This window comes from Rhizorhabdus sp. P4_G5 (assembly GCF_056401065.1).
Map to the genome: position 1 here is coordinate 108,448 of NZ_JBFUKB010000005.1, position 25,117 is coordinate 133,564.

25 protein-coding genes are annotated in these 25,117 nt (G+C 64.6%); 10 read left to right on the top strand and 15 right to left on the bottom strand.

Going from position 1 to position 25,117, the window contains the following annotated elements; translation table 11 throughout:
- Positions 1–99: 99 nt before the first annotated feature.
- The 5 genes from AC1DQK_RS10305 to AC1DQK_RS10325 all read right to left on the bottom strand — a co-directional run bounded on the left by AC1DQK_RS10305 (position 100) and on the right by AC1DQK_RS10325 (position 4,369).
- The gene (locus AC1DQK_RS10305; RefSeq protein ID WP_477870088.1) at positions 100–837 is read right to left on the bottom strand and encodes a hypothetical protein; all 738 of its coding nucleotides are present in this window, start codon (positions 835–837) and stop codon (positions 100–102) included.
- Positions 838–890: 53 nt separating this feature from the next.
- On the bottom strand, positions 891–1,661 hold the full coding sequence (locus tag AC1DQK_RS10310) for an NRDE family protein (RefSeq protein WP_477870090.1): 771 nt from the start codon (positions 1,659–1,661) through the stop codon (positions 891–893).
- Positions 1,662–1,669: 8 nt separating this feature from the next.
- Entirely contained in the window at positions 1,670–2,956 is a 1,287-nt protein-coding gene (locus AC1DQK_RS10315) for an MFS transporter (protein ID WP_477870092.1), read from the bottom strand.
- A gap of 112 nt (positions 2,957–3,068) precedes the next feature.
- Positions 3,069–3,902 carry an arylamine N-acetyltransferase family protein gene (locus AC1DQK_RS10320; protein WP_477870094.1) on the bottom strand — a complete coding sequence of 278 codons (834 nt, stop codon included), beginning with the start codon at positions 3,900–3,902 and terminating at the stop codon, positions 3,069–3,071.
- A complete protein-coding gene (locus tag AC1DQK_RS10325) occupies positions 3,893–4,369 on the bottom strand; it encodes a DUF3617 domain-containing protein (RefSeq protein ID WP_477870096.1) in 477 nt (158 codons plus the stop codon). Before AC1DQK_RS10325 ends, AC1DQK_RS10320 begins: the two co-directional genes overlap by 10 nt.
- A gap of 141 nt (positions 4,370–4,510) precedes the next feature.
- On the opposite strand from AC1DQK_RS10325, the gene AC1DQK_RS10330 reads away from it, so the two are divergent.
- From AC1DQK_RS10330 to AC1DQK_RS10345, 4 genes are all read left to right on the top strand, one after another.
- Positions 4,511–5,638 carry a glycosyltransferase gene (locus tag AC1DQK_RS10330; protein ID WP_477870098.1) on the top strand — a complete coding sequence of 376 codons (1,128 nt, stop codon included), beginning with the start codon at positions 4,511–4,513 and terminating at the stop codon, positions 5,636–5,638.
- On the top strand, positions 5,628–6,077 hold the full coding sequence (locus AC1DQK_RS10335; RefSeq protein WP_477870100.1) for an acyltransferase family protein: 450 nt from the start codon (positions 5,628–5,630) through the stop codon (positions 6,075–6,077). Before AC1DQK_RS10330 ends, AC1DQK_RS10335 begins: the two co-directional genes overlap by 11 nt.
- Positions 6,078–6,206: 129 nt before the next feature.
- Positions 6,207–7,298: an acyltransferase family protein gene (locus AC1DQK_RS10340; RefSeq protein WP_477870102.1), complete on the top strand. Its 1,092-nt coding sequence runs from the start codon at positions 6,207–6,209 to the stop codon at positions 7,296–7,298.
- A 146-nt stretch (positions 7,299–7,444) separates the two neighbouring features.
- On the top strand, positions 7,445–7,609 hold the full coding sequence (locus AC1DQK_RS10345) for a hypothetical protein (protein ID WP_477870103.1): 165 nt from the start codon (positions 7,445–7,447) through the stop codon (positions 7,607–7,609).
- Between the two features lie 102 nt (positions 7,610–7,711).
- On the opposite strand, the gene AC1DQK_RS10350 is transcribed toward AC1DQK_RS10345, so the two are convergent.
- Genes AC1DQK_RS10350 through AC1DQK_RS10360 form a run of 3 tightly spaced genes read right to left on the bottom strand, consistent with a single transcriptional unit; the run spans position 7,712 to position 10,580 of the window.
- Complete coding sequence (locus AC1DQK_RS10350; RefSeq protein WP_477870105.1) at positions 7,712–8,575, bottom strand: sulfotransferase family protein; 864 nt, start codon at positions 8,573–8,575, stop codon at positions 7,712–7,714.
- Between the two features lie 42 nt (positions 8,576–8,617).
- Complete coding sequence (locus tag AC1DQK_RS10355; RefSeq protein WP_477870107.1) at positions 8,618–9,451, bottom strand: 2OG-Fe(II) oxygenase; 834 nt, start codon at positions 9,449–9,451, stop codon at positions 8,618–8,620.
- Positions 9,452–9,482: 31 nt separating this feature from the next.
- Positions 9,483–10,580, bottom strand: a complete 1,098-nt coding sequence (locus tag AC1DQK_RS10360; protein ID WP_477870109.1) for an acyltransferase family protein — start codon at positions 10,578–10,580, stop codon at positions 9,483–9,485.
- A 107-nt stretch (positions 10,581–10,687) separates the two neighbouring features.
- On the opposite strand from AC1DQK_RS10360, the gene uvrB reads away from it, so the two are divergent.
- From uvrB to AC1DQK_RS10375, 3 genes are all read left to right on the top strand, one after another.
- Positions 10,688–12,871, top strand: a complete 2,184-nt coding sequence (gene uvrB, locus AC1DQK_RS10365) for an excinuclease ABC subunit UvrB (protein ID WP_477870111.1) — start codon at positions 10,688–10,690, stop codon at positions 12,869–12,871.
- A 309-nt stretch (positions 12,872–13,180) separates the two neighbouring features.
- A complete protein-coding gene (locus AC1DQK_RS10370) occupies positions 13,181–13,615 on the top strand; it encodes a DUF1810 domain-containing protein (protein WP_477870113.1) in 435 nt (144 codons plus the stop codon).
- 62 nt (positions 13,616–13,677) lie between these two features.
- Positions 13,678–14,298 carry a DJ-1/PfpI family protein gene (locus AC1DQK_RS10375; RefSeq protein ID WP_477870115.1) on the top strand — a complete coding sequence of 207 codons (621 nt, stop codon included), beginning with the start codon at positions 13,678–13,680 and terminating at the stop codon, positions 14,296–14,298.
- Positions 14,299–14,329: 31 nt separating this feature from the next.
- Here AC1DQK_RS10375 and AC1DQK_RS10380 read toward each other — a convergent pair whose 3' ends face one another.
- From AC1DQK_RS10380 to AC1DQK_RS10400, 5 genes are all read right to left on the bottom strand, one after another.
- The gene (locus AC1DQK_RS10380; protein WP_477870117.1) at positions 14,330–15,619 is read right to left on the bottom strand and encodes an adenylosuccinate synthase; all 1,290 of its coding nucleotides are present in this window, start codon (positions 15,617–15,619) and stop codon (positions 14,330–14,332) included.
- A 35-nt stretch (positions 15,620–15,654) separates the two neighbouring features.
- Positions 15,655–16,770: an ATP phosphoribosyltransferase regulatory subunit gene (locus tag AC1DQK_RS10385; RefSeq protein ID WP_477870119.1), complete on the bottom strand. Its 1,116-nt coding sequence runs from the start codon at positions 16,768–16,770 to the stop codon at positions 15,655–15,657.
- Positions 16,771–16,950: 180 nt separating this feature from the next.
- Positions 16,951–18,528: a phosphoglycerate dehydrogenase gene (serA, locus tag AC1DQK_RS10390; protein WP_477870121.1), complete on the bottom strand. Its 1,578-nt coding sequence runs from the start codon at positions 18,526–18,528 to the stop codon at positions 16,951–16,953.
- 126 nt (positions 18,529–18,654) lie between these two features.
- Positions 18,655–19,815: a phosphoserine transaminase gene (locus AC1DQK_RS10395; protein WP_477870123.1), complete on the bottom strand. Its 1,161-nt coding sequence runs from the start codon at positions 19,813–19,815 to the stop codon at positions 18,655–18,657.
- Between the two features lie 271 nt (positions 19,816–20,086).
- Positions 20,087–20,707 carry a c-type cytochrome gene (locus AC1DQK_RS10400; RefSeq protein WP_477870125.1) on the bottom strand — a complete coding sequence of 207 codons (621 nt, stop codon included), beginning with the start codon at positions 20,705–20,707 and terminating at the stop codon, positions 20,087–20,089.
- Between the two features lie 158 nt (positions 20,708–20,865).
- On the opposite strand from AC1DQK_RS10400, the gene AC1DQK_RS10405 reads away from it, so the two are divergent.
- Positions 20,866–21,765, top strand: coding sequence for a prephenate dehydratase (locus tag AC1DQK_RS10405; RefSeq protein WP_477870127.1), 900 nt, complete (start codon positions 20,866–20,868; stop codon positions 21,763–21,765).
- 27 nt (positions 21,766–21,792) lie between these two features.
- On the opposite strand, the gene nudC is transcribed toward AC1DQK_RS10405, so the two are convergent.
- Both nudC and mutY read right to left on the bottom strand, forming a co-directional pair.
- Positions 21,793–22,683 (bottom strand): NAD(+) diphosphatase, encoded by an 891-nt coding sequence (gene nudC, locus AC1DQK_RS10410; protein ID WP_477870129.1) that lies wholly within the window; start codon positions 22,681–22,683, stop codon positions 21,793–21,795.
- Positions 22,683–23,729 (bottom strand): A/G-specific adenine glycosylase, encoded by a 1,047-nt coding sequence (gene mutY / locus AC1DQK_RS10415; protein WP_477870131.1) that lies wholly within the window; start codon positions 23,727–23,729, stop codon positions 22,683–22,685. Before mutY ends, nudC begins: the two co-directional genes overlap by 1 nt.
- A 25-nt stretch (positions 23,730–23,754) precedes the next feature.
- Here mutY and AC1DQK_RS10420 point away from each other — a divergent pair, with 25 nt between their 5' ends.
- Positions 23,755–24,333, top strand: a complete 579-nt coding sequence (locus AC1DQK_RS10420; protein WP_477870133.1) for a DUF721 domain-containing protein — start codon at positions 23,755–23,757, stop codon at positions 24,331–24,333.
- On the top strand, positions 24,330–25,037 hold the full coding sequence (locus AC1DQK_RS10425; protein ID WP_477870135.1) for a thioredoxin domain-containing protein: 708 nt from the start codon (positions 24,330–24,332) through the stop codon (positions 25,035–25,037). The genes AC1DQK_RS10420 and AC1DQK_RS10425 overlap by 4 nt, the downstream gene beginning before the upstream one ends.
- Positions 25,038–25,117 lie beyond the last annotated feature (80 nt).

Consider the following 25,117-nt stretch of genomic DNA (forward strand, 5'->3'; position numbering starts at 1 on the left):
GGCGGAGGCCGGGGCCTCGGTCGGCGAGGGCGGAGTAGGGGTGGCACGGCACTCCTGAGATCCCGGCCTCCGCCGGGATGACGTGGGAGGATAAGGGGGCTAGCCGCCCTTTTCTCCGTTCACGGTCAGCGAATAATGGATGCGGACCCAGGCGCCGATCAGCGGCTTGCCGTCGGCACGCGGGGGGCGGACGCGGAATTGCCAGGCGGCCTGTCGGACGGCCCGGGCCATGCCGGATCCCATCGGCCCCTCGTCCAGCTCGCGGCAGTCCTCGACGCGATAGTCCGCGATCGTCCGGCAGATGATCTCGCCCCATCCCGATCGCGGCGTGCCCTTCGGAAGATAATAGGCGAGCTCGGCCTGGGTCGGCTCGCGATACCATTCGGCGTTGTAGAGGCGCGCGCCGCCCGGCCCTTCGCCGGATCCGCTGCTGTCGGCGGAGCCGGTGCCGCCGGTGCCGCTTGCCCCTTGTGTGCGTGAAGGGATCTTGCCGATATCGCTGGCGGCGAACACGTCGCTGCTGACCAGCATCATCCTGAGCGGTGCGGCCGCCGGCAGCGGCGGATCTGGCAGCTTCGGCGCGGTCACGGCTTCGACCGGCCTGGGCGTCGCCTTGCGTGCTGCGGCCTTCCTCTCGGCCTTGGGTTCGCGCAGCGCGAGCAGCGGAAAGCTCTTATACTCCGGCTCGACTTTCCTGACCGCGAGCGGCGGCGCCATGAGGAAGGCCAGGAGGATAGCGACTAGGTGGACGGCGGCGGCGAGCAAAAGCCCGATGGCGCGCCGCGTCAACAGCTCGGGGCGCCGCGCCGGCAGGAGTGTTCGGAAGGCCGGACGCATGAGGATCGCCCCTAAACACCGCGACGACATGCCGCAACCCGATCGGCACGTCTCTATGATGCCACGCTGTCTCCCGGATGAACCGGCCAGCAAAAAGGCAGGGTCGTATCGCCATTAGCATCGCCGGCCGCCGTGAAGCGGCGCTCGACGAACAGCCCCCGACCCTCGCCGTCGACCGCGATCACCGAACTGCACCGCGTGCCATAGACCGGATTTCGGATGAAGATCGGACTGTGGTTCGGTTCCTGCGGCACGTCGGAGGGTTGGACAGGGTCGAGGCCGATATCGGGAAGCGCTTCCTCGCGCAGGCCTTCGAGCAGCAGCTCGGGCGTGTCGGCCGGGCCCATCAGCCAATCCAGAAGGATGGATTTGAGCCTTAGCGTCTTGGGCCAGGGTTCGTCGAGCGCCCCGTTGGACAGGCCGTAGAGGCCGGAACCGAGGCTGGTGTGCAACGCCGCCGGACGATTGGACAGGAAGCGGGCGCGATCACCGTCGATCGCGATCAGGTTGACCGGATTATAGGCGTCTATCGCCATGCTGTCGGGATCGGTGCCTTTGAGCAGGCCGGTCACCAGTCCGCCGCGCGAAGGCCGGTCCTGCCCGGGCGAGCCGAAACCGCGCAGGTTGGTGACGACAGCGCAGCGACCTCGTTCGGAGACGCCCAGCCAGGTGCCGCCCGACTGCAGGTCGCGGCCCGCGAGCAGTCCGCTATCCTGCCAGCGCGCCAGCGGAGCGGCGGGGCGGGCATGGAACTCGTCGCGATTGGCGGCGATGACGAGCCGCCAGCGCGGATGGGCTTGCCAGGCCATGGCGAGGACGCACATCGGCGGCTCTACCGTTTCGGCCTGCCGCCGGGCCAGCGTGTCTCGGGCAGGAAGAACGTGGTGACGAGGGCGATGGCCATGCAGGCCGCCACATACCAGAAGAACGCGGCCTCGATCCCCGCGGCCTTGAACGACAGCGCGATCGATTCCGCGGTGCCGCCGAAAATTGCCTGACTGACCGCATAAGGCAGGCCGACGCCCAGCGCGCGGACGTGCGGCGGGAACAGCTCGGCCTTGACGACGGCGCTGGTGGCGCTCGATCCGGAGATGATCAGATAGGCGAGGCAGATCAGCAGAAAGGCGCTCACCATACTCTGCGCCGCGCCGATCGCGGTGAACAGCGGCACGGTGGCGATCCCGCCCAGAATCCACGTCCAGTAGAGCAGCGGCTTGCGGCCGATCCTGTCGGAGAGGGCGCCGAGCAACGGCTGGATGACGATGTAGAAGATCAGCGCCGCCGAGCAGATCAGCGACGCCTGGTCCTTGGCGAAGCCGGCGCTCGCGACCAGATATTTCTGCATATAGGTGGTGAAGGCGTAGAAGCTGACATTGCTGCCGATCGACAGGCCGAACACAAGGGCAACCTGCTTCGGCTGCTCGCGGATCAGCGTGACGAGACCTCCCTTGCGCTTCCGCGTGCCTTCTCCGAGGAAATCGGGTGTCTCGTCGATCCCGCGACGGAGCCAGAACACCGTGACCGCCAGGATGGCGCCGGTCGCGAACGCGATCCGCCAGCCAAAGGATTCGAGCTGGGCTTCGGTCAGGAACACGAACTGCAGCAGCACCAGCAGCGCGAGCGCGAGCAATTGCCCGGCGATCAGCGTGACATATTGGAAGCTCGACCAGAAACCGCGTCTGTCGGGCGGCGCAATCTCGGTGAGATAGGTGGCAGCGGTGCCGAACTCGCCGCCCAGGCTGAGTCCTTGGGCCATCCGCGCGACGACCAGCAGCAGCGGCGCGGCGAGGCCGATCGACGCATAGGTGGGGGTGCACGTGATGATCAGCGAGCCGGCGCACATCAGCGTGATGGACCAGGTCAGCGCGCTCTTGCGGCCGTAGCGGTCGGCGAGCACCCCGAGCAGCCAGCCGCCGAGGGGCCGCATCAGGAAGCCGATCGCGAACACGATGCTGGTGCTCAGCAATTGCGCGGTCGGATCGCCCTTCGGGAAGAAGCTCTTCGCGAAATAGAGCGAGAAGGCGGAGTAGATATACCAGTCATACCACTCGACGAGATTGCCGAGCGCACCGCCGACGACCGAACGGACGGCGTTGGGGCGGCGGGTTTCTGCTCTCACCTCTGTTCGTCATTCCAGCGAACGCTGAAATCCCTCTGTCTTCCTGGCCGCGAGGAAGAAGAAATGAGATCCCGGCTTTCGCTGGGATGACGAAGAGAGATGAGGGATCGGCTCAAAACAGACCCAGCCCGCCGATTTCAACATCGTCGAGCGCGATCCCGAACACGAAGTTCAGGCGCAGCCGATATGCCGTCGCGCTTTCGATGTCGGCCTCGACATGCTGATCGCCGTTGCGCCGGCGATAGTGGCGATCGGTGAGCGAGGCGAAGCCGGACGGAAGACAGATGCTGACCACCGAAAGGTTGGTGAAGCGGATATTCGGCCGGGTCGAGGACCAATGGTTGGACAGCTCGAGATCGGCCGATGCGACATTCTCCAGCGTAAAGCTGTACTGGGGCTGCCAATCTACGCCGGCGGAGCGACCATCGGTCGCAGCCGGGTCGCCGCGCCGTTCGAGCAGCCAGCCATGGTCTTCAATCAGCGAGAGGCGGAATTGGGCGCCGTCGGGCGCGGTCGCAGTCGAGCCTTCGAACAGCTTCATTGGCGGCGAGTAGCTGCCGCCGAAGCCGGCGTCGGCGATCCAGGGTTCGCCTTCGATCTGGATCAGGTTGAGGGTGTGGGTGCGCGGCGGGACTCCGTCAGCCATCAGCCAGATCCGCGCGAGCAGCGGCCGCGCATCGAAGCCGATCGCGGTCAATGCGCGCAGGAACAGCTGGTTCTGTTCGAAGCAATAGCCGCCGCGGCGGCGATGGACGAGTTTGTCGAACACATGGGCCGGATCGAGGCTGATGCCGCGGCCCAGCCGCACGTCGAGATTTTCGAAGGGAATCGACAGGCGGTGCGCGCGCTGCACGATGGCCAGTCCCTCGGCATCGGCGGCCGGTTGCAGCCCCAGGCCGATGCGGGCGAGGTAGCTGTCTAGGTCGATCGGTGCGCTTATTTGCATGGGCCGGTGCGGTGGCCGGTGCCGGTGGTCACGATCCTGACCGGCGCGCCATCCTTGGTGCCGGTGGACATCGTCGAAATCTCGTAGCTGTCGGGGGTATAGCTGCCCTTCGATGCGACCAGCAGCCCTTCGGGAAAGCGCTTGTTGACGCAGAAGGTGTCGAAGGCGAGCTTGCCGCCGACGAGCGAAAAGCGGCGCAGCTTGCAGACTGCGGCGTCGTCCTGGGTCAGCAAGGCTTCCGGGCGGCTCACCGCCTGCTGCGCGGTGTAGCAGCTCTTGCGGCTGCTGTTTCCGGCGAAGACCTTCACGACCCATTGCGGGACGCCGGGCACGTCGGCGCTGATCGTCTTGGTCTGATGCTGCCACGCGCCCGGCGCGAAGCCGTCGGCAGCGGCCGGCGCGGCCAACGCGAGCAGAATGAAGCCGGTCGCCATGTGACGCGTTTTCTTGCCGTTTCCCGCACTCATCGGACTGTTCTCCTCACGACTTCGATCCATTAACGGCTGACTGCTAAGGTTCAAGCCTGCTCGGCCGGGCGGGCGGCGATCTGTCGCCACGGGCCGGCTGTGCTGATAGGGTCTGCCGGGGGGTAGCTGCGCCACGTGTCGATGGTCTGGAATGGAGACGAACTTAGCGTCCGGCTGCTGGGCAGGCGTCGTCTCGGCTTCACGGCGCGCGCGACACGGGCGTGGCTGGCGAGGCCATGGTCGCCGGGCTCGAGGCGGCGGATCGCGCTGATCGCGATGAACGATGTGCTGGCATGGCCGCAAATCTATCCGCTGCTGCGCTACCGGGCACGGTTCGCAGCGTCGCAGACCGAGTTTCGGGTGTTCGACTATCACCATATCGATGTCGCGGATCTTGGAAGCGACCTGGCCGCGATAGCGGTGCAGGCGCCCTATGGCGCTGGAGACGGTGAGATCGAGCGGCTGCTCGGCGGACTGAAGGCCGCGCATCCCGATACGCCGCTGAGTTTTCTGGACTGGTTCGCGCCGACCGACATCCGCTTCTCGGAGCGCGTGACGCCCTATGTCTCGCATTATGTGAAGAAAGCGCTGCTGCGCGACCGCGGCGCCTATATGATGCCGACCGATGGCCATACCCAGCTTACCGATCATTTCAGCCGCCGGCTCGGCACCGACAATCCGGCGCCGGAGTGGCGGGTCGATCCGTCGATCGTCGATCGGCTGATGATCGGCCCGGCCTTCGCGACCGGGCCGGCGCTGCTGCCGGGCTTCGAACGGCCCGCCGCCGCATCGGCCCATCGCCCGATCGACCTGCATGCCCGGATCGCCGTCGAGGGCACGCCCTGGTACCAGGCCATGCGGCAGGAGGCGGCCGACAAGGTCGGATCAAGCTTCCCTGATCTGCGGGTCGCGGCGAGCGGCAGGATCTCGCGGCGGGCCTTCCTGGACGAGTTGCGGGCGTCGAAGCTGTGTTTCAGCCCGTTCGGCTATGGCGAGCTGTGCTGGCGCGACTATGAGGCTGCACTGTGCGGTGCGGTGCTCGTCAAGCCCGACATGTCGCACATCGAGTGCGATCCCGACATCTTCGTGCCGTTCGAAACCTATATTCCGGTGCGGTGGGACCTTGCCGACCTCGATGAGAAGGTCCGCGAGGCGCTGCGCAGGCCTGAGTGGCTGGCGGAGATAGCTGCAGCCGCACGGCAGCGGGTGGTCGAGTATCTCGCCGGCCCCAGCCTCGAACGCTTCGTCGCGGGGCTGTGTGGACGCTAGGTCCAGCCAGCCGCCGCTGCTGCGGCACGAGGATCATGCCCGCACCGCCTATCTGGACGGGTGGCGCGGCGTCTCGATCCTGCTGGTGCTGATCGGCCACTTCACCGGCCTTCCGGCGATCCGCTGGGGCCAGCTCGGCGTCGAGCTGTTCTTCGCGCTGTCGGGACGGCTGATGGCGCAGATCCTGTTCGTCGACGGCTTCCCGCTGCGGCCGTTCTTCGCGCGTCGCTTCTCGCGTGTCTGGCCGGGGCTGCTCGTGCTGGTGCTCGTGCTGATGGCTCTCTCCAGCTACGGCTGGCCGCCGGGCGAGGCGCCGATCGATGGCGGCACCGCGCTGGCGACGCTTGGACTGGCTTGGGAACGACCTCTTGTTGGCTTGAAAACAGCCCGCGCTGCTCACACCGCAGCGTGTCATCCAGCGGGAGATGATAATTGCTAATGCGACGGAGGAGAGTACGCAAAAATCCAGTGCAATCGCATCCGTCGCCCGCGCCGCGAAATTTGGCCTCGTCATTGATTGCATTATGTTAGAAAATGATTTGTCATCCTTCGATGTGAACGAGTAATTATGCAAGAAACCGTCGGTTCTCGATTCGATTCTAAGTCGAACTCCGCTGGATTTGACTATTTACGTATCGGTTTGTCGGCTGCTATATGCATCTGGCATTCGTGGTGGATATTCACGGGAAGACTTGCGTGGGATCTGCCCCTTTGGCGCGGTTGGCTCGCATTCGTACCACAGAGCTTCATTCCGATGTTTTTCGCGCTTTCCGGGTTTCTTGTTGCAGGAAGCCTTGAACGCAATCGGCTCCATCATTTTCTCGCGCTTCGCGTCTTGCGGATTATTCCGGCACTTGCTTTTGAGATCATCATATCCGCTTGTGTGATCGGCGCCCTGTTCACCAGTCTACCGCTCGGACAGTATTTCACTTCCAGAGAGTTTTCGACCTACTTCCTGAATATTGTAGGTTTGGTTCATGTTACGCTGCCTGGGGTGTTCCCAAAAAACCCTTTGTCCAGCCTCTCGAATCCGCAGCTCTGGACCATTCCCTTCGAGCTTGAATGCTACGCCGTTCTGAGCCTACTGTCACTACTCGGCCTCATATGGAGACGCAGCTATCTACTAATATTAACGATTATTTTGATAATTGCACGGACAATCTATATTGCGTTTATCAAAAACGATGACTCCACGGGTTCGATGGTTGCCGGTCATTTTACTGGTCGAATTCTTATACTCATGTTTCTGGCGGGGGTGTTGGTCTATCGTTACCGGAGTCGGATTCCGTACTCCGATCTACTGGGATGGGCCTCACTGGCATTGATTTCTGTTCTACTCAGATATCCGGCTCTATGGTGGTTGGCTGCGATTCCAACAGGTTATTTCATCGCTTGGTTCGGTTTGAAGCAATTGCCGGCCCTACCGTTCGGTGATCTGTCTTACGGCGTATATTTGTTCCACTTCCCCGTCACGCAGATGCTAATGGCCTTGGTGGGTCGCTTCATGGGATGGTGGTGGCCCTTCGCTATCATCAGTCTCTTCGGAAGCGTAGCGTTCGCTGCAGTGTCCTGGAGGCTGGTCGAAAACCCACTGCTGGCTAGAAAACGCATCATTCTCGAAAGGCTAGATGCGATCTGGGAGCATGCGCGACCGACGTGACCTAAGCGTCAATCAGTCAATAGACTAGCTTCACCATCGGCTATCTGCGGGACCTCGTCGTCCCCGGCAGCGCCAGCTTCGACCATCTGGTCGCGCGCGATCGAGGAGCACAAGCTATTGGGTGACGGGCCTTCCAGTCGCTCTATTTGAATCTGTTCAACCGTCTGGCCCAGGGCTGCAACCTGCGCGGCGCCCAGTCGCGGATGAAATGGTCGACCGCCACTTTCGGGTCGCGCCGGTCGCCGCTGCCGGGGCGGCGGCGGAAGCTGGTGGTGCGGCTGCGCAGGCCGTCGGCCTGGGGCGCGGTGTAATAAAGGTGGCGCCCAAGCGCGCAATTCCGATCATCAGGCTTTTGCCCTTACCGCCGCGATTTTTTAACGGCTGGCCGTCACGGTTCAAGCCTGCTCCCTCACCTATTGAGGCAGCGGGATATTCCAGTGATGCTCCGCATCGAGGCCGTAGACATCCCGCAGCCGGACCAGCGATGGTGTCAGGCTCGTGATCAGCGCGGTTTCTTCGTCCGGCGTGAGCCGGAAACGCCCTGGAATTTTGATCGGCCGATGTCCCCTGGCGCGCACGGCAGGCGGCAGCAACGCGCCCAGTGCGCGGTAGATGGCCGGTGCACGCCGTAGCAGGCGCGTGATGCCTATTGGCTCCTTGCGCTCACCCGCCCGGTTTTGAAAGCGGGGCCGCCGCAGCGAGGCAAGTGGCGGCAGGCCGATAAAGTCTAGGGCCCGCTCCACCAGCGCTTCAGGATCGCGCTCAAGCTCTTCGGTCGTAAGCAGCAGCATGTCGCCGCTGTCATACCAGTAGCGAAAACGGTCGATCTGTGCCGCATAGTCGGACGCGGCTAGCGATACCGGGCTCACGCCATGATCGAGGCTATGGTCGGGTCGATCGGACCGAATCTGGTTGACCTCGTCGCGCATCAACTGGGCGTGCCGCGCATGAGATTCGATGCGGCGCAGCGGATGCCGCACCAGATAGATCAATTTATAAGCGCCACCCGAGGCCGCCATCCGCGCTGGCACATCGCCGCAATAGGGATATTTGCTGCAGTCCGTACTGCCGTCGAGAATCCACCGGCGGTCGCCTGCGGTTGGATAGAGACCCTCATACCAACCGAGTCCGCGCGCGAAGCGCTCGTCGGACGAGAAATACTTGGGTTCCTTTTCCGCCGAGGAGGCGATGTCGGGATGTTGCGCCAGATAATCATAAAGCGACGTGGTGCCGCACTTCATGGCGCCGACGATCAAGATACAGGGTTTGAAGGCCACGCGGGATTGATCGCGCCAATCGTGCCTGAAGGCAAGCGCCAGTCAGCGAAAGCGGTTGAAGCGCCGTGCGAAGGGTTGGAGACGTGGCGGAATCCAGTCGCGAACGAAATGATCGACCGCTACCCGCATGTCGCGGCGGTCCGAACTGCCCGGCCGGCGGCGGAAGGAGGTCGTGCGGCTGCGTAGGGCTTCGGTCTGCGGCGCGGTATAATAATAGGTCGCAATCGAGCGGCGGGCGCGTCCGGGCGGGCAGGTGAGCGGCTCGGGATGGCCATGATAGCTGTCGGCATCGGTGTTGAAGATCACCGCACGGCCGAGGATCGGCGCCACCTTTGCGACGCATGCTTTCATGTCTCGATCCCAGAGTTCGAGATCGCCGCCATAATCAGGAAGCCAATCTTCATTGAGGTATATGAGCAGGTTCAGCCGCCGCTCGACGAGCATCGGCTTGTGCAGGTTGAAATCGGCGTGGATTGAAAGATGCCCGCCCGGCCGCGTCTCATGCAGGCCGCCGCCGATATAATAGGGATCCGGGATGAGACCTGCGATCCCGGTGAGTGCTTCGAGGAAACCCAGGAAAGCGGGACCGTTGAGTTCGAGCAACAGATGGCGCAGGCGCGGATCGATGATCTCGTCGGGCGCGAACTGGAATTTGAGCCGCTCCTGATCGCGGTCGAAGAAACTCTTGCCCTCGGCCGACGGGAATTGGGCGGCCATGTCGCGCAGCAGCGCGGGATCAAGCAACTCATCGAGCACGATATGCGGAAAGGGCTGCGCGGCCGCATAGGCCGCTGCGTAGTCGGTGCCGATCTTCCGGCATTGGGCTGCGTCGAAGCCAAGCCAACCCCGGTGATTGGAGAAGGTGAGGATGCTCATGCGGCTTTGATCCACAATCTCACGATCGATGTCATGGGGCAGGCGCTGCGGCCGCGATCGCGACTGGCGGATGGCCGAGCCATGCTTGCGTCAGCCGGCGGCGAGCGGGAATCTCGATCAACCGGAAGGTGAAATGGGAGACCAGCAGCACGATGGCCGTATATCCGATCAGATAGGCCGTCCGCGCGATGGCCGGGTCGAGTGCGATATGGCGCGTCATATAGCTCCAGGGCACGATGAATATTGATCTTATGAACAGATGGTTGAGGTAGATCGAATAGGAACGATCCCCAAGCCATAGCAGCGGCGCGCAGCCGAGCGCGCAGCCGAGCGCGCGGCCGACGGGACCGCAATCGGTCCAGCAGCTTGCCACCAGCAGCGCAAAAGGCAGGATGATCAGCACATCGTTCGAGGAAACCGCGAGGAGCAGGATGCTCGCCACGCCGGCGACTATCTGCAGCGTGGCGAGCATAGTCGGCGGCAAGGCCGCGATGCGTTCGCGGCCATAGAATATCAGCATGCCAACGGAGAAGCCCGCGAGGCAGCGGAACGGTGCTATGCCGGCGATGATGTCGAGCGATCCCGAATCGACGGCGACCAGAGCATAGAAGAGAGTGGCGGCGAACAGCAGCAGGGCCCGGTTCAGCATCGGCATCCGGCAGTTCAGCGAGACGATCGGCGGAAACAGGAGATAAGTGAACATCTCGGCGCTGATCGACCAGCTTGGCGTGTTCCAGCCTCCACCAAAGGGCAGCCAGGCGTTGAGCAATAGCAGCTGTGCCACCAAGTTTAGGATGCTATGCCGGTCCCACGGCACCATCGCCGAACCTACATCCAGCATTTGCGCCATGATTCGGAATGCCAGCAGTGCGACGAGTGTGAACAGCAGCAGCGGATAGATCCGCGCCAGCCGGCGCAACAGGAAGTCGCGGGCTTCCTTCCGGTCATATGCCACGCCGCGATCGGCGCGATTGACATGGCTGATGATGAACCCGCTAAGGATGAAAAACAGGTCCACCATCAGATAGCCGCGCTGGAAAAGGGCGGTCGCTTGCTCGAATGGCAGATGATAATCGGCACCGTACTGAACGTGATAGAAGAGCACCATCAGCGCCGCTATGCCGCGCATTCCGCTATGCGATCTGATTTGTCCCGGCGCCCCCACCGTTCCTCGCTAACGACGCGGACAGGGCTCGGCAAGATTGTCAGGCGCGGCTTTCGGACTATATTTGTTCCATGACCATCCAGATCCGCACCAGCCTCGACGATGTCGATCTCGGCCAGACCTTCATACCCCATCGTCCCGAGCGCCCGGAAAAGACCGAGGGCGGCAAGGCGTTCAAGCTCGTGTCCGACTATGAGCCGTCGGGCGACCAGCCTGCCGCGATCGCCGAGCTGACTGCCCAGGCGGACGCAGGCGAGCGCGATCAGGTGCTGCTCGGCGTCACCGGATCGGGCAAGACCTTCACCATGGCCAAGGTGGTGGAGCAGCTGCAGCGTCCGGCGCTCGTGCTCGCACCGAACAAGATCCTGGCGGCGCAGCTTTACGGCGAATTCAAGCAGTTCTTCCCCGACAATGCGGTCGAGTTTTTCGTCAGCTATTATGATTATTATCAGCCCGAAGCCTATGTGCCCCGCTCGGACACCTACATCGAGAAGGAAAGCTCGGTGAACGAGGCGATCGACCGGATGCGCCATTCGGCGACCCGGTCGCTGCTCGAACGCGACGACGTGCTGATCGTGGCGTCGGTATCGTGCCTCTACGGCATCGGTTCGGTCGAGACCTATTCGGCGATGATCTTCGACCTCAGGAAGGGCGAGACGGTCGACCAGCGCGAGATCATCCGCAAGCTCGTCGCGCTCCAGTACAAGCGCAACGATGCTGCCTTCGCGCGCGGCAATTTCCGGGTGCGCGGCGACAGCCTGGAGATTTTTCCGTCGCATTATGAAGACAGCGCGTGGCGGGTCGCTTTCTTCGGCGACGAGATCGAGGAGATCGTCGAATTCGATCCGCTGACGGGCAAGAAGGCGGCGAACCTCGACTCGGTGCGCGTGTTCGCCAACTCGCACTATGTCACGCCCGGCCCGACGATGAAGCAGGCGATGGAGGCGATCCGTTTCGAACTTGCCGAACGGCTCAAGGAACTGGTCGGCGAAGGCAAGCTGCTCGAGGCGCAGCGTCTGGAGCAGCGCACCAATTTCGACCTGGAGATGATCGCGGCCACCGGCAGCTGCGCCGGCATCGAGAATTATTCGCGCTTCCTGACCGGCCGCATGCCGGGCGAGCCGCCGCCGACGCTGTTCGAATATCTGCCGGAAAACGCACTGCTGTTCGTCGACGAAAGCCATCAGACGATCGGCCAGATCAACGGCATGGCGCGGGGAGATCACCGGCGGAAGATCACGCTCGCGGAATATGGCTTCCGCCTGCCGTCCTGCATCGACAACCGGCCGCTGCGCTTTGCGGAGTGGGAGGTGATGCGGCCCCAGACAGTCTATGTCTCGGCGACGCCGGGTAATTGGGAGATGGACCAGACCGGCGGCGTCTTCACCGAGCAGGTGATCCGCCCGACCGGGCTGATCGATCCGCCCGTCGAGGTGCGCCCGATCGAGAGCCAGGTCGACGACCTCGTCCATGAGGTTCGCGAGACCGCCAAACGGGGCTATCGCTCGCTGGTCACCACGCTGACCAAGAGAATGGCGGAGGACCTGACCGAATATATGCATGAGGCCGGCATCAAGGTCCGCTACATGCATTCGGATGTCGAGACGCTCGAACGCATCGAGCTGATCCGCGACCTGCGGCTCGGCGTCTATGACGTGCTGGTCGGCATCAACCTGCTGCGCGAGGGGCTCGATATTCCCGAATGCGGGCTGGTCGCGATCCTCGATGCCGACAAGGAAGGCTTCCTGCGTTCCGAAACCTCGCTCATCCAGACGATTGGCCGCGCCGCGCGCAATGTCGATGGGCGGGTGATCCTCTATGCCGACAGCATAACCGGATCGATGGAACGTGCGATGGCCGAGACGGCGCGGCGGCGCGAGAAGCAGGCCGCCTATAATCAGGAGCACGGGATCACGCCGGAGACGATCCGGCGCAACATCACCGACATCGTCGGCCATCTCGCGTCGCGCGACCAGGTCACGGTCGACACCGGCATCGACGAGCGCTCGCACATGGTCGGCCATAATCTGCGCGGCTATATCGAGGACCTCGAAGCGCGCATGCGCGCGGCGGCGGCGGATCTCGAGTTCGAAGAGGCCGGACGGCTGCGCGACGAGATCCGCCGGCTGGAGCAGGAGGAGCTCGGCTTGCCGGTCCAGGAGCATCGAGCGCCGGTCAAGGCCCATGCCACCGGCGGCAAACCCGGAACGCGCACCACCAAATATAGCAAGATGCGGGCCGCCAAGCGGCGCTGAGACATTCCGCTACGGAATCTTAACTCGTTACGCGAATTTTCGTGCCGAACTGCGGATAAGTATTTATAGTGGAATCAGGGGAGTAACAGGAGGAAGCATCATGTACGAGACGAGTCGCACGTCCGGAACATCGCGTGCCCGTTCGACGCAGCCCACGTCCGAAGCTTGGCATGAACTCAGCCGCTATGTCCTCGCATCGCGAATAGCGCCCGCCAAGCGAAGTGCGCACCGTGGAGAGCCCGACGGCTCCGCTGACTGAGGCAGGGCGAACCACAACAGCAGCGGGAGGCGGTACGCGCCGCGACGGAAGTGACGATTGACCGGTTCGATCTGCAGCGGTTCGTCTCCGCGCAGGAAAGCATTTACCCCAGTGCATTGGCCGAGATCCGAAACGGGCAGAAGCGCGGTCATTGGATGTGGTTCATCTTCCCGCAGCTCGCCGGGCTCGGCCGCAGCGCGACGGCGCAACATTATGCGATCCGCTCCCTCGACGAAGCGCGCGCCTATCTCCAGCATCCGATCCTCGGCGAACGCCTGCGGGCATGCGTTACCGCGGTACAGGACCTCGACCAGCGTGACGCCGAAGCTGTGTTCGGGGCGGTGGACGCACGCAAGCTGCAATCTTCGTTGACCCTGTTTGGACGCGCGGATGGAGGCTCCCTGTTCGAGGCGGCGCTGAAGCGTTGGTTCGATGGCGAGGTCGATGAGGCCACCATGGCATTGCTCGCCAGCACGGGCTGTTGATCGGGCGCAGCCCGCCGGACTGGCCTTGCCTGACGCTTCACGACATGCTGTGCTCACGCCCCATGCAGATTGCTGTGCTCACCTTCGACGGCTTCAACGAGCTCGATTCCTTCGTCGCGGCGGGCATTCTCAATCGGATGCGCGCAAGGGGCTGGATGGCGCATATCGCCGCCCCCAGCGAGACGGTCGCGTCGATGAACGGCGTCGTCGTGCAGCGCCAGAAGCCGCTCGAGTTTGCTGCGGAGGCCGATGCGGTGGTGATCGGCAGCGGCGTCAGGACGCGTGAGATCGCAGCCGATCCGCGCATGCTGGCACGCATAGGGCTCGATCCGGCGCGCCAGCTGATCGCGGCGCAATGTTCGGGCACGCTGCTGCTCGCCAAGCTCGGGCTGATCGGTAGCCTGCCGGCCTGCACCGACCTGACCACCAAGCCCTGGGTCATGGAAGCCGGGATCGAAGTCATCGATGCGCCGTTCGTGGCGCATGGCAATGTCGCGACCGCGGGTGGATGCCTGGCGTCGACATATTTGACGGCCTGGCTGATCGCCCGGGGCAGTGGCATCGAGGCTGCCGCCGCGGCACTCCATTATGTCGCGCCGGTCGGCGAGAAGCAGGCTTGGGTCGACCGGGCGCTTGCCGTCGTCAGCCCGTTTCTGCCTGTTCCCGTTGCGGTCACCGTGTAGAGGCGCCCGGTGGTAACGGCGAGGCTTATGCTCAGTCGGTGAACGGATCACGGACCAGGATGGTGTCCTCGCGCTCCGGGCTGGTCGAGACGAGTGCGACCGGACACTGGATCAGTTCTTCGACGCGGCGGATATATTTGATCGCCTGGGCGGGAAGTTCGGCCCAGCTGCGCGCGCCGGCGGTGGACTCGCTCCAGCCTTCGATGGTCTCGTAAACCGGCTCGACCCGCGCCTGATCCTGCGGGTGGGGGGGCAGATAGTCATAGGTCTTGCCGTCGAGCGTATAGCCGGTGCAGATTCGGATCTCTTCGAAGCCATCGAGCACGTCGAGCTTGGTGAGGGCGACGCCGGTGATGCCCGATACGGCCGCCGATTGGCGCACCAGCACCGCATCGAACCAGCCGCAGCGGCGCTTGCGCCCGGTGACGGTGCCGAACTCGCGGCCGCGCTCGCCGAGGCGCTGGCCGGTCTCGTTCTCCAGCTCGGACGGGAACGGCCCCGAGCCGACGCGCGTGGTGTAGGCCTTGACGATACCCAGCACGAAGCCGGCGGCGGACGGGCCGAGTCCCGAACCACTGGAGGCGGTGCCGGCGATCGTGTTCGACGAAGTGACGAACGGATAGGTGCCGTGATCGACATCGAGCAGCACGCCCTGCGCCCCTTCGAACAGGATGCGGCGGCCTGCCTTGCGCGCCTCGTTGAGCGTCAGCCAGACCGGCTTGGCGAAGGGCAGGATGAAATCCGCGATCTCGGCCAGATCGGCCTTGAGCCGGTCGCGGTCCACCGGCTGCTCGCCGAAGCCGGCACGCAGCGCGTCGTGATGCGCGCAGATCCGGTCGAGCTGAAGCTCAAGGTCGTCGAGATGGGCGAGGTCGCACACCCGGATCGCGCGGCGGCCGACCTTGTCCTCATAGGCCGGGCCGATGCCGCGCCGCGTGGTGCCGATCTTGCCGGCCCCCGAGGCGTCTTCGCGCAGGCCGTCCAGGTCGCGGTGGATCGGCAGGATCAGTGGGCAGGTTTCGGCCAGCTGGAGGTTGGCCGGGGTGATCGTGACGCCCTGGCCCTGCAGCTTGGCGACCTCTTCGCGGAAATGCCATGGATCGAACACGACGCCATTGCCGATCACCGACAGCGTACCGCGCACGATGCCCGACGGCAGCAGGCTGAGCTTGTAGGTCTGGTTGCCGACGACGAGGGTATGGCCGGCATTGTGCCCGCCCTGGAAACGCACGACGACGTCGGCGCGCTCGGCGAGCCAATCGACGATCTTGCCCTTGCCCTCATCGCCCCACTGGGCGCCGATCACGGTGACGTTGGCCATCAGTCAGTCCTGTTCAACTTCCCGCATCACGGGATTCAAAGGGATTCGGGCACAGAGCCGCGAAGGATATGGGTGCAGCCGAGCGCTGCAGCCTCGTCGGTGTCGGTCAGCGCGGCGATGGTGATCCAGTCTTCGGCGCGCAACCGCGCCGCCAATGCCGGATCGGTGCCGAGCGGCAGGAAGACGCGGCGATGCTCGACGACGCCGAGGCCGACATCGACCAGCGGATCGATATAGAGCGAGAAGCCGATCGCCTTTTCCTCACGCCCGTCCGGGTGGACGATCGTATAGCTTCCACCGCGGCCGATCTCGCCCGACAGGCCCCGGCCGAACAGCGAGAAGCCTATCCAGCTCTGATATTCGAAGCCGTGGCGCTCGGTCGGGTCGAGCGTCAGCGTGACCTGGGCGCCGAGCGCGGCCTCGATCGCCTCGATCGCCTCGATCCGCTTGTCGAGCGCCTTGGCCCCGGCAATGGCGCGGAGCCGGGCGAGGGCCGGGGCAACCGGGCCGGCGGCCTCGATGAAGGGCAGATAGGCGTCGGCGCCAAGGCCCGCCAGCCCGCCGGCATCCTTGGCGTCGAGCATGTCGCGCACGGTGTCGATCTTCTCGGGCGGCAGCGGCATCGCCCCGGCGGCAAGCGTTTCGACGAGATCGGGCAAGGTGAGGTCGACGGTGATGCCGGTGACGCCGGCCACCTCGAGCGCCTCGACGGCGACGCGCAGCACCTCGATCACCGCGGCGAGACTGTCGCTACCGATCAGTTCCGCCCCGGCCTGGGTCAGCTCGCGCTCCGGGCGCAGCTGGGTCGCGCGCAGCTTGAGCACCGGGCCGCCATAAGCGAGCCGCAGCGGGCGCGGGCGGTGGCCCATGCGGGTGGCGGCGATGCGGCCGACCTGTGCGGTGATATCGGGCCGAAGCGCCAGTGTACGCTGCGACAGCGGATCGACGAAGCGCAGCAGATCCTGCGAGCGCGCCGATTTTAGCTGCGCGACCAGCCCTTCCTCGAACTCCGCGAGCGGCGGCGACACGCGCGCATAGCCGTGCCGACCGATCGCGACGATCACCCTGTGCAGCAGGCGCGACCCGGCTTCCGCCTGCGGCGGCAGGCGATCACGCAATCCTTCGGGCAGGAGGCCGGGGGTAATGGTCATCGGCTGAGGCTCATAGCGGCGATTGCACGCGGTTCAACTCGTACCTTCGTCATTCTGCGGACGTGGAAGGTCAATCTGATCGAGATTGCCAATCCCGGCCGGCGCGATCTTTATGACGAGATCATCGCCTAGCCGGGAGAGATATGAGCCCCAGCCTTCGCTGGGGCGACGTGTCACGGCCTAGAAGCTCAGCGTCTTGGCGGACTTCACGCCGGGCAGCTGGGCGATCTTTGCCTTCACCCTGTTATCCACCTTGGTGTCGACCGATAGCAGCAGCACCGCTTCGCCGCCCGCCGTGCGGCGGCCGAGATGGAAGGTGCCGATGTTGATCTCTGCTTCGCCCAGCGTCGAACCCAGCCGGCCGATGAAGCCCGGCGCGTCGACGTTGACGATGTATAGCATGTCGCCGCTGAGATCGGCCTCGACCTTCACCCCATAGATTTCGACAAGGCGCGGCTCGGCATTGGCGAACAGCGTGCCCGCGACCGACTTGGCGCCCTCCGACGTGGTGACGGTGACGCGTACCAGCGTCGAATAGTCGCCCTCGCGGTCGTGGCGGACTTCGCGCACGTCGAGGCCGCGCTCCTTCGCGAGGAAGGGCGCGTTGACCATGTTCACCGTGTCCGAATAGACGCGCATCAGCCCGGCGAGCACAGCGCCGGTGATCGGCTTCTGGTTGAGCTCGGCGGCAGCGCCCTCGACTTCGATCGCGACCGCCTTGATCGCGTCGCCCTCGAGCTGGCCGACCAGCGCGCCGAGATGCTCGGCCAGCGCCATGTAGGGGCGCAGCTTGGGGGCTTCCTCGGCCGACAGCGACGGCATGTTGAGCGCGTTGGTGACGCCGCCGGACAGCAGGAAGTCCGAGATCTGCTCTGCGACCTGGATCGCGACGTTGACCTGGGCTTCGTTGGTCGACGCGCCAAGATGCGGGGTGGCGATGAAGTTGGGCGTGCCGAACAGCGGCGATTCCTTGGCCGGTTCGGTAACGAACACGTCCATCGCCGCGCCGCCGACATGGCCGCTGTCGAGCGCTTCCTTGAGCGCCGCCTCGTCGACCAGGCCGCCGCGCGCGCAATTGACGATGCGCACGCCCTTCTTGGTCTTGGCGAGACTTTCCTTCGACAGGATGTTCCGGGTCGAATCGGTCAGCGGCGTGTGCAGGGTGATGAAGTCGGCGCGCGTAAGCAGTTCGTCGAGCGCAACCTTTTCGACGCCCATCTCGATCGCGCGCTCGGGCGTCAGGAAGGGATCATAGGCGACAACCTTCATCTTGAGGCCCAGAGCGCGATCGGCGACGATCGAGCCGATATTGCCGGCGCCGATCAGGCCGAGGGTCTTGTTGGTCACCTCGACGCCCATGAAGCGGTTCTTTTCCCACTTGCCGGCCTGGGTCGACTTGTCGGCTTCGGGCAGATCGCGGGCGAGCGCGAACATCAGCGCGATCGCGTGCTCGGCAGTGGTGATCGAATTGCCGAACGGCGTGTTCATCACGACCACGCCCTTGGCCGATGCGGTGGGAATGTCGACATTGTCGACGCCGATGCCGGCGCGGCCGACAACCTTCAGCTTGGTGGCGGCTTCGAGAACCTCCTTGGTGACCTTGGTGGCGGAGCGGATCGCCAGGCCGTCATATTGGCCGATGATCGCGATCAGCTCTTCCTTGGTCTTGCCGGTAATCTCGTCGACCTCGATGCCGCGGTTGCGAAAAATCTGCGCGGCGAGAGGGTCCATCTGGTCGGAAATCAGTACCTTGGGCATGGATTTTATCCTTTGATCTCAGGCCGTCATCCCAGCGGAAGCTGGGATCTCACTTCTCTTCGTGAGCGAAGGAAGACAAGGAGATTCCAGCTTTCGCTGGAATGACGTTGCATAGGTGGAGGCCTGTCAGGCCGGGATGCGGGCCTGGTTCCAGGCCCAGTCGAGCCAGGGTCCGAGTGCCTCGACGTCGGCCGTGTCGACCGTGCCGCCACACCAGATCCGCAGACCCGGAGGTGCGTCGCGATAGCCCGCCACATCATAGGCGGCCTCTTCGAGTTCCAGCGCACCGGCTATCTTCTTGACGAGGGCGAGCTGTGCATCCTCATCGAGCCCTTCGACCGCGTGCTCGGCGAATTTGAGGCATACCGAGGTGTTGGACCGCGTCGCCGCATCGGGGGCGAGGTGGTCGATCCAGTCGGTCTTCTGCACCCAGGCGTCAAGCGCCGCGGCATTGGCATCGGCGCGCGCGATCAACTCGGACAGGCCGCCGATCGACTTCGCCCATTCCAGGCTGTGGATATAATCCTCGATCGCCAGCATCGACGGCGTGTTGATCGTCTCGCCCTTGAAGATGCCCTCGATCAGCTTGCCGCCCTTGGTCATGCGGAAGATCTTCGGCAGGGGCCAGGCGGGGGTGTAGCTTTCGAGTCGTTCGACGGCACGCGGGCCAAGCACCAGGATGCCATGCGCGCCTTCGCCGCCGAGCACCTTCTGCCAGGAGAAGGTCACGACATCGAGCTTGTCCCACGGAATATCCTGCGCGAAGCAGGCCGAGGTGGCATCGGCGATGGTCAACCCTTCGCGATCGTCGCGGATCCAGTCGCCATTCGGTACGCGCACGCCCGAAGTGGTGCCGTTCCAGGTGAACACGATGTCGGTCGACTGGTCGAGCGCGGCGAGATCGGGCAGAGCGCCATAGGGTGCCTTGACCACGTCGGCCTCGATCTTGAGCTGCTTGACGACGTCGGTGACCCAACCCTCACCGAAGCTCTCCCAGGCAACCATCGTCGCCTTGCGGGCACCGAGCAGGCTCCACAGCGCCATCTCGACGGCGCCGGTGTCTGATCCGGGCACGATGCCGATGCGGTGCGTGGCGGGAATGCCGAGGATGTCACGGGTCAGATCGACCGCATAATTGATCCGCGCCTTGCCCAGCTTCGAACGATGCGAGCGGCCGAGCGATCCGGTGGCGAGCTTTTCGGGGGCCCAGCCCGGCGGCTTGGCGCAGGGACCGGAAGAGAAATGGGGACGTGCCGGCTTCGAGGCCGGATATTCAAAATCAGTCATTTAAGACTCTCCTCACAGAGAGCACGCGCTGCGTTGGGACAGCGTGGCCCGCCGGCGCTTCTAGAGATGCGTGACTGCAAGTCAATGCGGGATGGCGATCGGGTGACATTTGAATAGATGACGTCAACCCGGCGGATGCCGGGGTCTCGGCCGTCAAGGACGGGTTGAGGTCGCGAACCACTATCGAGATTCCGGCCTCCGCCTGAATGATGCCCAAGAGAAAGGCCCCGGAGCGTCGCTCCGAGGCCTCTTCAAATCGATCGCAGCAGGACTATTTCGCCGGTGCGGCCTCGTTGCCTTCGGCCGGAGCCGCAGCATTGTCGGCTGGGGCGCCGGCAGCCGGGGCCGCTTCGGCGGGAACCGCCGGCATCGGCTTAGGCGCATCGCTCTGCTGGTTGAGATAGGCGATGACGTTGGCGCGATCTTCGGGCTTGGACAGACCGGCGAAGGTCATCTTGGTGCCAGGAGCGAACGCCTTGGGGCTCTTCAGCCATGCGTTCAGGCCGTCCCAATCCCAGGTTCCGCCCTTTGCCTTGAGAGCATCCGAGAAGGCGAACCCATGCGCGCCGGCACCGATCGTCTCGCCCAGTACGCCCCACAGGTTCGGACCAAGCGCGTTCGGGCCGCCCTTTTCCGCATTATGGCAGGCGCCGCACTTCTTGAACACGTCGGCGCCCTTGGCGGGATCGGCGCTCGCCAGATAGAAAGCGATCGGCTTGTCGGCGACAGCGCCGCCGCCCGCGTCACCCTCTGCTTCGACGCCCTCGACGACATAGCCCATCTTCTCGGGCCGCTCAGCTTTGAAATATTCGCCGCTGAGGATCGAAAGGCCCAGTGCGGCAATGCCGCCAGCCAGCGCCCAGCCGGCAATCGTGTTAGCGCGATCGTCCATTTGCCCCACAAGCTCCCTGGTAACGTGGGAGATGGAACCCACGCGAAAATCGCGCTCCCTTTATAATCGGTTGGAGGGCTCCGCAAGCGTCCCGACACCCGAATATGCTGCGCTGCGACTTGCGATCGACCCGAGGTCCGCCTAATCGGCTGCGCAACATGCAGAACTATCCCGCTCCCGCTCAGGTGCTCGTCGCCGAAATGTCCGCTGCCTGTGCCGCCGACCCGGGCCGCGCCGTGGCGTTTCAGGGCGCTCCCGGGGCCAATTCGCATATCGCCGCGCTCGCGGCATTTCCGAACTGCCTGCCGCTGCCATGCTTCAGTTTCGAGGATGCGCTGGACGCCGTGAGCGACTTCCGCGCCGACTGTGCCGTCATTCCGATCGAGAATTCGCTGCACGGCCGTGTCGCCGACATCCACTTCCTGCTCCCCGAATCGGGACTGGTGATCACCGGCGAGCATTTCATGCGGATCAGCCATACGATGATGGCGCTGCCGAACCACGGCAAGATCACCGAGGTAATGAGCCACCCGCAGGCACTTGGGCAGTGCCGCCACTGGCTGCGCGCCAATGGCATCACGCCCATCTCCTATCCCGATACCGCCGGTGCAGCAGCCGCGGTGGCGGAAGCGGGCGACCTTCACGTCGGCGCGCTCGCGCCGGCGCTCGCCGCGCCGATCTACGGTCTGAAGGTGGTGAAGGACGATCTGCAGGACTCGGACGACAACACTACGCGCTTCGTCGTGCTGGCCCGCGCGGCACCGGACGTGCCGCTGGATAGCACGCCAGTGATGACCACCTTCATTTTCGAGGTGAAGAACATCCCGGCAGCGCTCTACAAGGCGATGGGTGGTTTCGCCACGAACGGCGTCAACATGACCAAGCTTGAAAGCTATCAGCGTGGCGCGACCTTCGCGGCAACCGAATTCTACGCCGATATCGAGGGCCATCCCGACCAGCCGCATGTCCGCCGCGCCCTGGAGGAGCTCGCTTTCCACACCAAGTGGGTACGTTTGCTCGGGACGTATCCGCAGGCCCGCGCGCGGGTGCTGGGCTAATCTGGATCGCCATGGCTGTGGGTCGGGCTACGCTCCATTCGACCAGGCGGTGAGCAGCGTATAGGCGATCGCCATCGGGAAGCTCATCTCGAACAGCGCGTCGGGATTGCCGGACAGCGCGGCGCGGACCTCCTCGCGATTCACCCATAGCGCATGGTCGATCTCCTTGGTGTCGAGCTGAAGCACGTCGCTCTCGACCTTGGCAATGCAGCCGATCATCAGCTGGGATTGCATCGGCCAAGGTTGGCTGGCGATGTAGCGGACCTCGGTGACGACGACGCCTGCCTCTTCATGAAGCTCGCGCGCAACGGCGTCCTCGATCGATTCGCCGACTTCGAGAAAGCCGGCGAGTGCCGAATAGAAGCGCGGCGGCATGCGGACATTGTGGCCGACCAGCACCCGATCCCCATATTCCGCGAGCATGATCACCACGGGATCGGTGCGCGGGAAATGCTCGGTGCCGCAGCCTCCATCCTCCTTGCGGCAGAAGCGTGCCCAGCCCGAGCGTCCTACCGTGGTGACATGGCCGCAATTGGCGCACCAGCCGTGGCGGCTGTGCCAGTCGACCAACGCCCGGGCGGCGGCATAGGTGCCGGCGTCGCCAGGTTCGGTCATCGATCCCACGGTCATGATACCGGCGCGCTGGTCGCTCGCCGGATCTATCCTCTTCAAGGAAACGAAGCGCGGCTTCCCGTCGATCAGGCCGAGTAAAGCCAGCGGCGCATCGGGATCCGCTTCGGCCAGCGAACCCCAGCTCAGCCGGCCGTCGGGATCGAGCACCGGACTGAGCCCCCCCAGTCGTAACAGCCGGGCCGAGAGGCTGGCGCGCTGCTCGTCGAAATAGGCCTGGTTATCGCGCTCTATATCGATGCGGACGAGCGGTGATCCAGTGAAGCCGGGGGCGGGAAAGTCGGCCATCATCTCTCCATGGGTCGGCGCGTGGCGATAGCGCAGGCAGCGGCGCGTGCGAAGAGGGTGGGGAGGCCGGCCTCCTCTATCCGCTCGATCGGCCACCATTCGCCGTCGCCGATCTCCTCCCGGCAACTGGCGGCCATCACCCGCAGGTCCAGCGCGAAATGGGTGAAGACGTGGGCAACGGTTCCCGCATCGCGCCATGCGCCGCCCATCGGTGCACCGGCAAGCCCGGGATCGATGTCGATCCAGGGACCGCTGGGCAGCGCGCGCATGCCGCCGAGCAGGCCCTTGGCCGGCCGCCGCACCAGCCAGACATGGTTGCCGCGTTCGATCCAGAATGCGGTGCCGCGGCGCTGCGGCTTGGTGCGCTTTGCGGCCTTGACCGGATAGGCCTCCGGATTGCCAGCCGACCGGGCAGCACAGCCCCCGCTCAACGGGCAAAGCAGGCATTGCGGCGCGCGGGCGGTGCAGATGCCCGACCCCAGATCCATCATCGCCTGCGCGAAATCGCCGGCCCGCGCGTCCGGTGTGATCCGGTCGACCGCGGTTCGCAGCGCGGCGCGCGCCTGCGGCAGGGGCTGGCCGAACGCGAAAAACCGGCTGCAGACACGCTCGACATTGGCGTCGATCACCACCGCGCGCTGTCCAAAGGCGATCGCCGCGATCGCGGCAGCGCTATAGTCGCCGATGCCCGGCAGGGTGCGCAGCCCGGCCTCGCTGTCGGGAAAACGGCCGCGATGGTCGCGTGCCACCGCACGGGCGCAGGCGATCAGGTTGCGGGCGCGGGCGTAATAGCCGAGGCCTGCCCAGGCGGTCATCACCTCGGACTCGTCGGCGGCGGCGAGATCGTTCACCGTCGGCCAGCGGGTGGTGAAGCGTTCGAAATAGGGCTTCACCGCTGCCACCGTGGTCTGCTGCAGCATCACTTCGGACAGCCACACCCGATAGGGATCGGGTGCTGCCGCTTCGGCTTCGGCACGCCACGGCAGCCGGCGACGATGGACGTCATACCAGGCCAGCAAATTTTCAGCTACGGCATCGACGCGCATGGGGCGCCTATGGCATGAAGCGGGTATGAGCGAAACCGGCAAGACAGTGAAAACGGCGCGGCCCAAGGCGGCGAAAGCAGCGAAGCCGATCGAGCCCCGACCGCGCGGCGGCCAGGCCCGTTCGGTCGCGGATATGCTGCCCGATGTCGGCCGCGCTGCCTTTCGCCGCTTCGGCTTCGTGCAGAGTTCGGTGGTCAGCCGCTGGGCGGAGATCGTCGGCGAGCGCTACGCCAGGGTCTCGGTTCCCGAATCGATTCGCTTCCCCCAGGGCCGTCGCTCGGAAGGCGTTCTGGCGCTGCTGGTCGACGGCGCGCATGGCACGATGCTCCAGCATGTCGCGCCCACGATCATCGAGCGGGTCAACCGCTTCTTCGGCTATCCCGCGGTGGCGCGCATCGCGATCAAGCAGGGTTCCTGTGCCGCGCCGCCCGCGCCGGCGCCGCGAGTCGCTCCGCCCTCGCTCAAGATGCTGCCGGTCGATCTCGGCGACAGTCTGCGGACAGTTGGCGATCCCGAACTTCGTGCCTGCCTGGAATCGCTGGCGGGGGCCCTTGCCGCCACGAGCGGGCCGCCGGTCATCACGCCCGGAGACGCCGACCAGTGAAGATACTACCGGTTGCAGCGGCTGCGCTGCTCGCCCTGTCGCTGTCATCCGGCGTGTACGCTGCAAAACCGTTGGCAAAGGCAGCTCCTGCCGCTCGGAACTGGCTGCTGACGACCAGCCGCACCGCCGAAGGCGCGATCGTCGTCGGCAACCCTGCGGCCAAGGTGAAGCTCGTCGAATATCTGTCGCTCACCTGCCCGCACTGCGCCGCATTGGCACGAGACGCGATGTCTCCGCTCAAGCGGGACTATCTCGCTAGGGGGATTGCGAGCCTCGAAGTGCGGCATGCCGTGCGCGACGGCTACGACTTCGTCGCATCTCTGCTGCTGCGCTGTGAACCGCGCGCGCTCTATCTCGATTCGATCGAAGCGCTGTTCGCCACCCAGCAGGACTGGATGACGAAGGGCGCGAGTGCTGCGAGTGCGCCAGACTTCGAAAGCAGGTCGGACGACGAAAAGATGGCGCTTGTCGCCAAGGCGGCCGGCTTCGATGCCTTCTTCATGAAGCGCGGCATGACACCGAAGGTCTATGCCAGCTGCATGGCCGATGCGGCCGGCAAGGACCAGCTCACGAAAATGGCCGGGAACAGCTGGCAACGCGACGCAATTCCCGGAACGCCGCTGATCCTGGTCAATGGGAAACGGCAGGAGAATGTCCACGAATGGGCGGATCTGGAACCCTTGATCAAGGCTGCCTTGCGCTAGAGTATGCTCGTTTGAGGTGGAAGCGCGTTGCGCTTCCGCCGAAAGCGTGAATCATGCTCTGTCAAAGGTTTAGACCCTGA

Coding starts and splice junctions, on each gene's coding strand:
- AC1DQK_RS10305 (WP_477870088.1), bottom strand. CDS start 837: ATGCGTCCGGCCTTCCGAACACTCCTGCCGGCGCGGCGCCCCGAGCTG.
- AC1DQK_RS10310 (WP_477870090.1), bottom strand. CDS start 1,661: ATGTGCGTCCTCGCCATGGCCTGGCAAGCCCATCCGCGCTGGCGGCTC.
- AC1DQK_RS10320 (WP_477870094.1), bottom strand. CDS start 3,902: ATGCAAATAAGCGCACCGATCGACCTAGACAGCTACCTCGCCCGCATC.
- AC1DQK_RS10325 (WP_477870096.1), bottom strand. CDS start 4,369: ATGAGTGCGGGAAACGGCAAGAAAACGCGTCACATGGCGACCGGCTTC.
- AC1DQK_RS10330 (WP_477870098.1), top strand. CDS start 4,511: ATGGTCTGGAATGGAGACGAACTTAGCGTCCGGCTGCTGGGCAGGCGT.
- AC1DQK_RS10340 (WP_477870102.1), top strand. CDS start 6,207: ATGCAAGAAACCGTCGGTTCTCGATTCGATTCTAAGTCGAACTCCGCT.
- AC1DQK_RS10355 (WP_477870107.1), bottom strand. CDS start 9,451: ATGAGCATCCTCACCTTCTCCAATCACCGGGGTTGGCTTGGCTTCGAC.
- AC1DQK_RS10360 (WP_477870109.1), bottom strand. CDS start 10,580: ATGCGCGGCATAGCGGCGCTGATGGTGCTCTTCTATCACGTTCAGTAC.
- uvrB (WP_477870111.1), top strand. CDS start 10,688: ATGACCATCCAGATCCGCACCAGCCTCGACGATGTCGATCTCGGCCAG.
- AC1DQK_RS10375 (WP_477870115.1), top strand. CDS start 13,678: ATGCAGATTGCTGTGCTCACCTTCGACGGCTTCAACGAGCTCGATTCC.
- AC1DQK_RS10380 (WP_477870117.1), bottom strand. CDS start 15,619: ATGGCCAACGTCACCGTGATCGGCGCCCAGTGGGGCGATGAGGGCAAG.
- AC1DQK_RS10385 (WP_477870119.1), bottom strand. CDS start 16,770: ATGACCATTACCCCCGGCCTCCTGCCCGAAGGATTGCGTGATCGCCTG.
- serA (WP_477870121.1), bottom strand. CDS start 18,528: ATGCCCAAGGTACTGATTTCCGACCAGATGGACCCTCTCGCCGCGCAG.
- AC1DQK_RS10395 (WP_477870123.1), bottom strand. CDS start 19,815: ATGACTGATTTTGAATATCCGGCCTCGAAGCCGGCACGTCCCCATTTC.
- AC1DQK_RS10400 (WP_477870125.1), bottom strand. CDS start 20,707: ATGGACGATCGCGCTAACACGATTGCCGGCTGGGCGCTGGCTGGCGGC.
- AC1DQK_RS10405 (WP_477870127.1), top strand. CDS start 20,866: ATGCAGAACTATCCCGCTCCCGCTCAGGTGCTCGTCGCCGAAATGTCC.
- nudC (WP_477870129.1), bottom strand. CDS start 22,683: ATGGCCGACTTTCCCGCCCCCGGCTTCACTGGATCACCGCTCGTCCGC.
- mutY (WP_477870131.1), bottom strand. CDS start 23,729: ATGCGCGTCGATGCCGTAGCTGAAAATTTGCTGGCCTGGTATGACGTC.
- AC1DQK_RS10420 (WP_477870133.1), top strand. CDS start 23,755: ATGAGCGAAACCGGCAAGACAGTGAAAACGGCGCGGCCCAAGGCGGCG.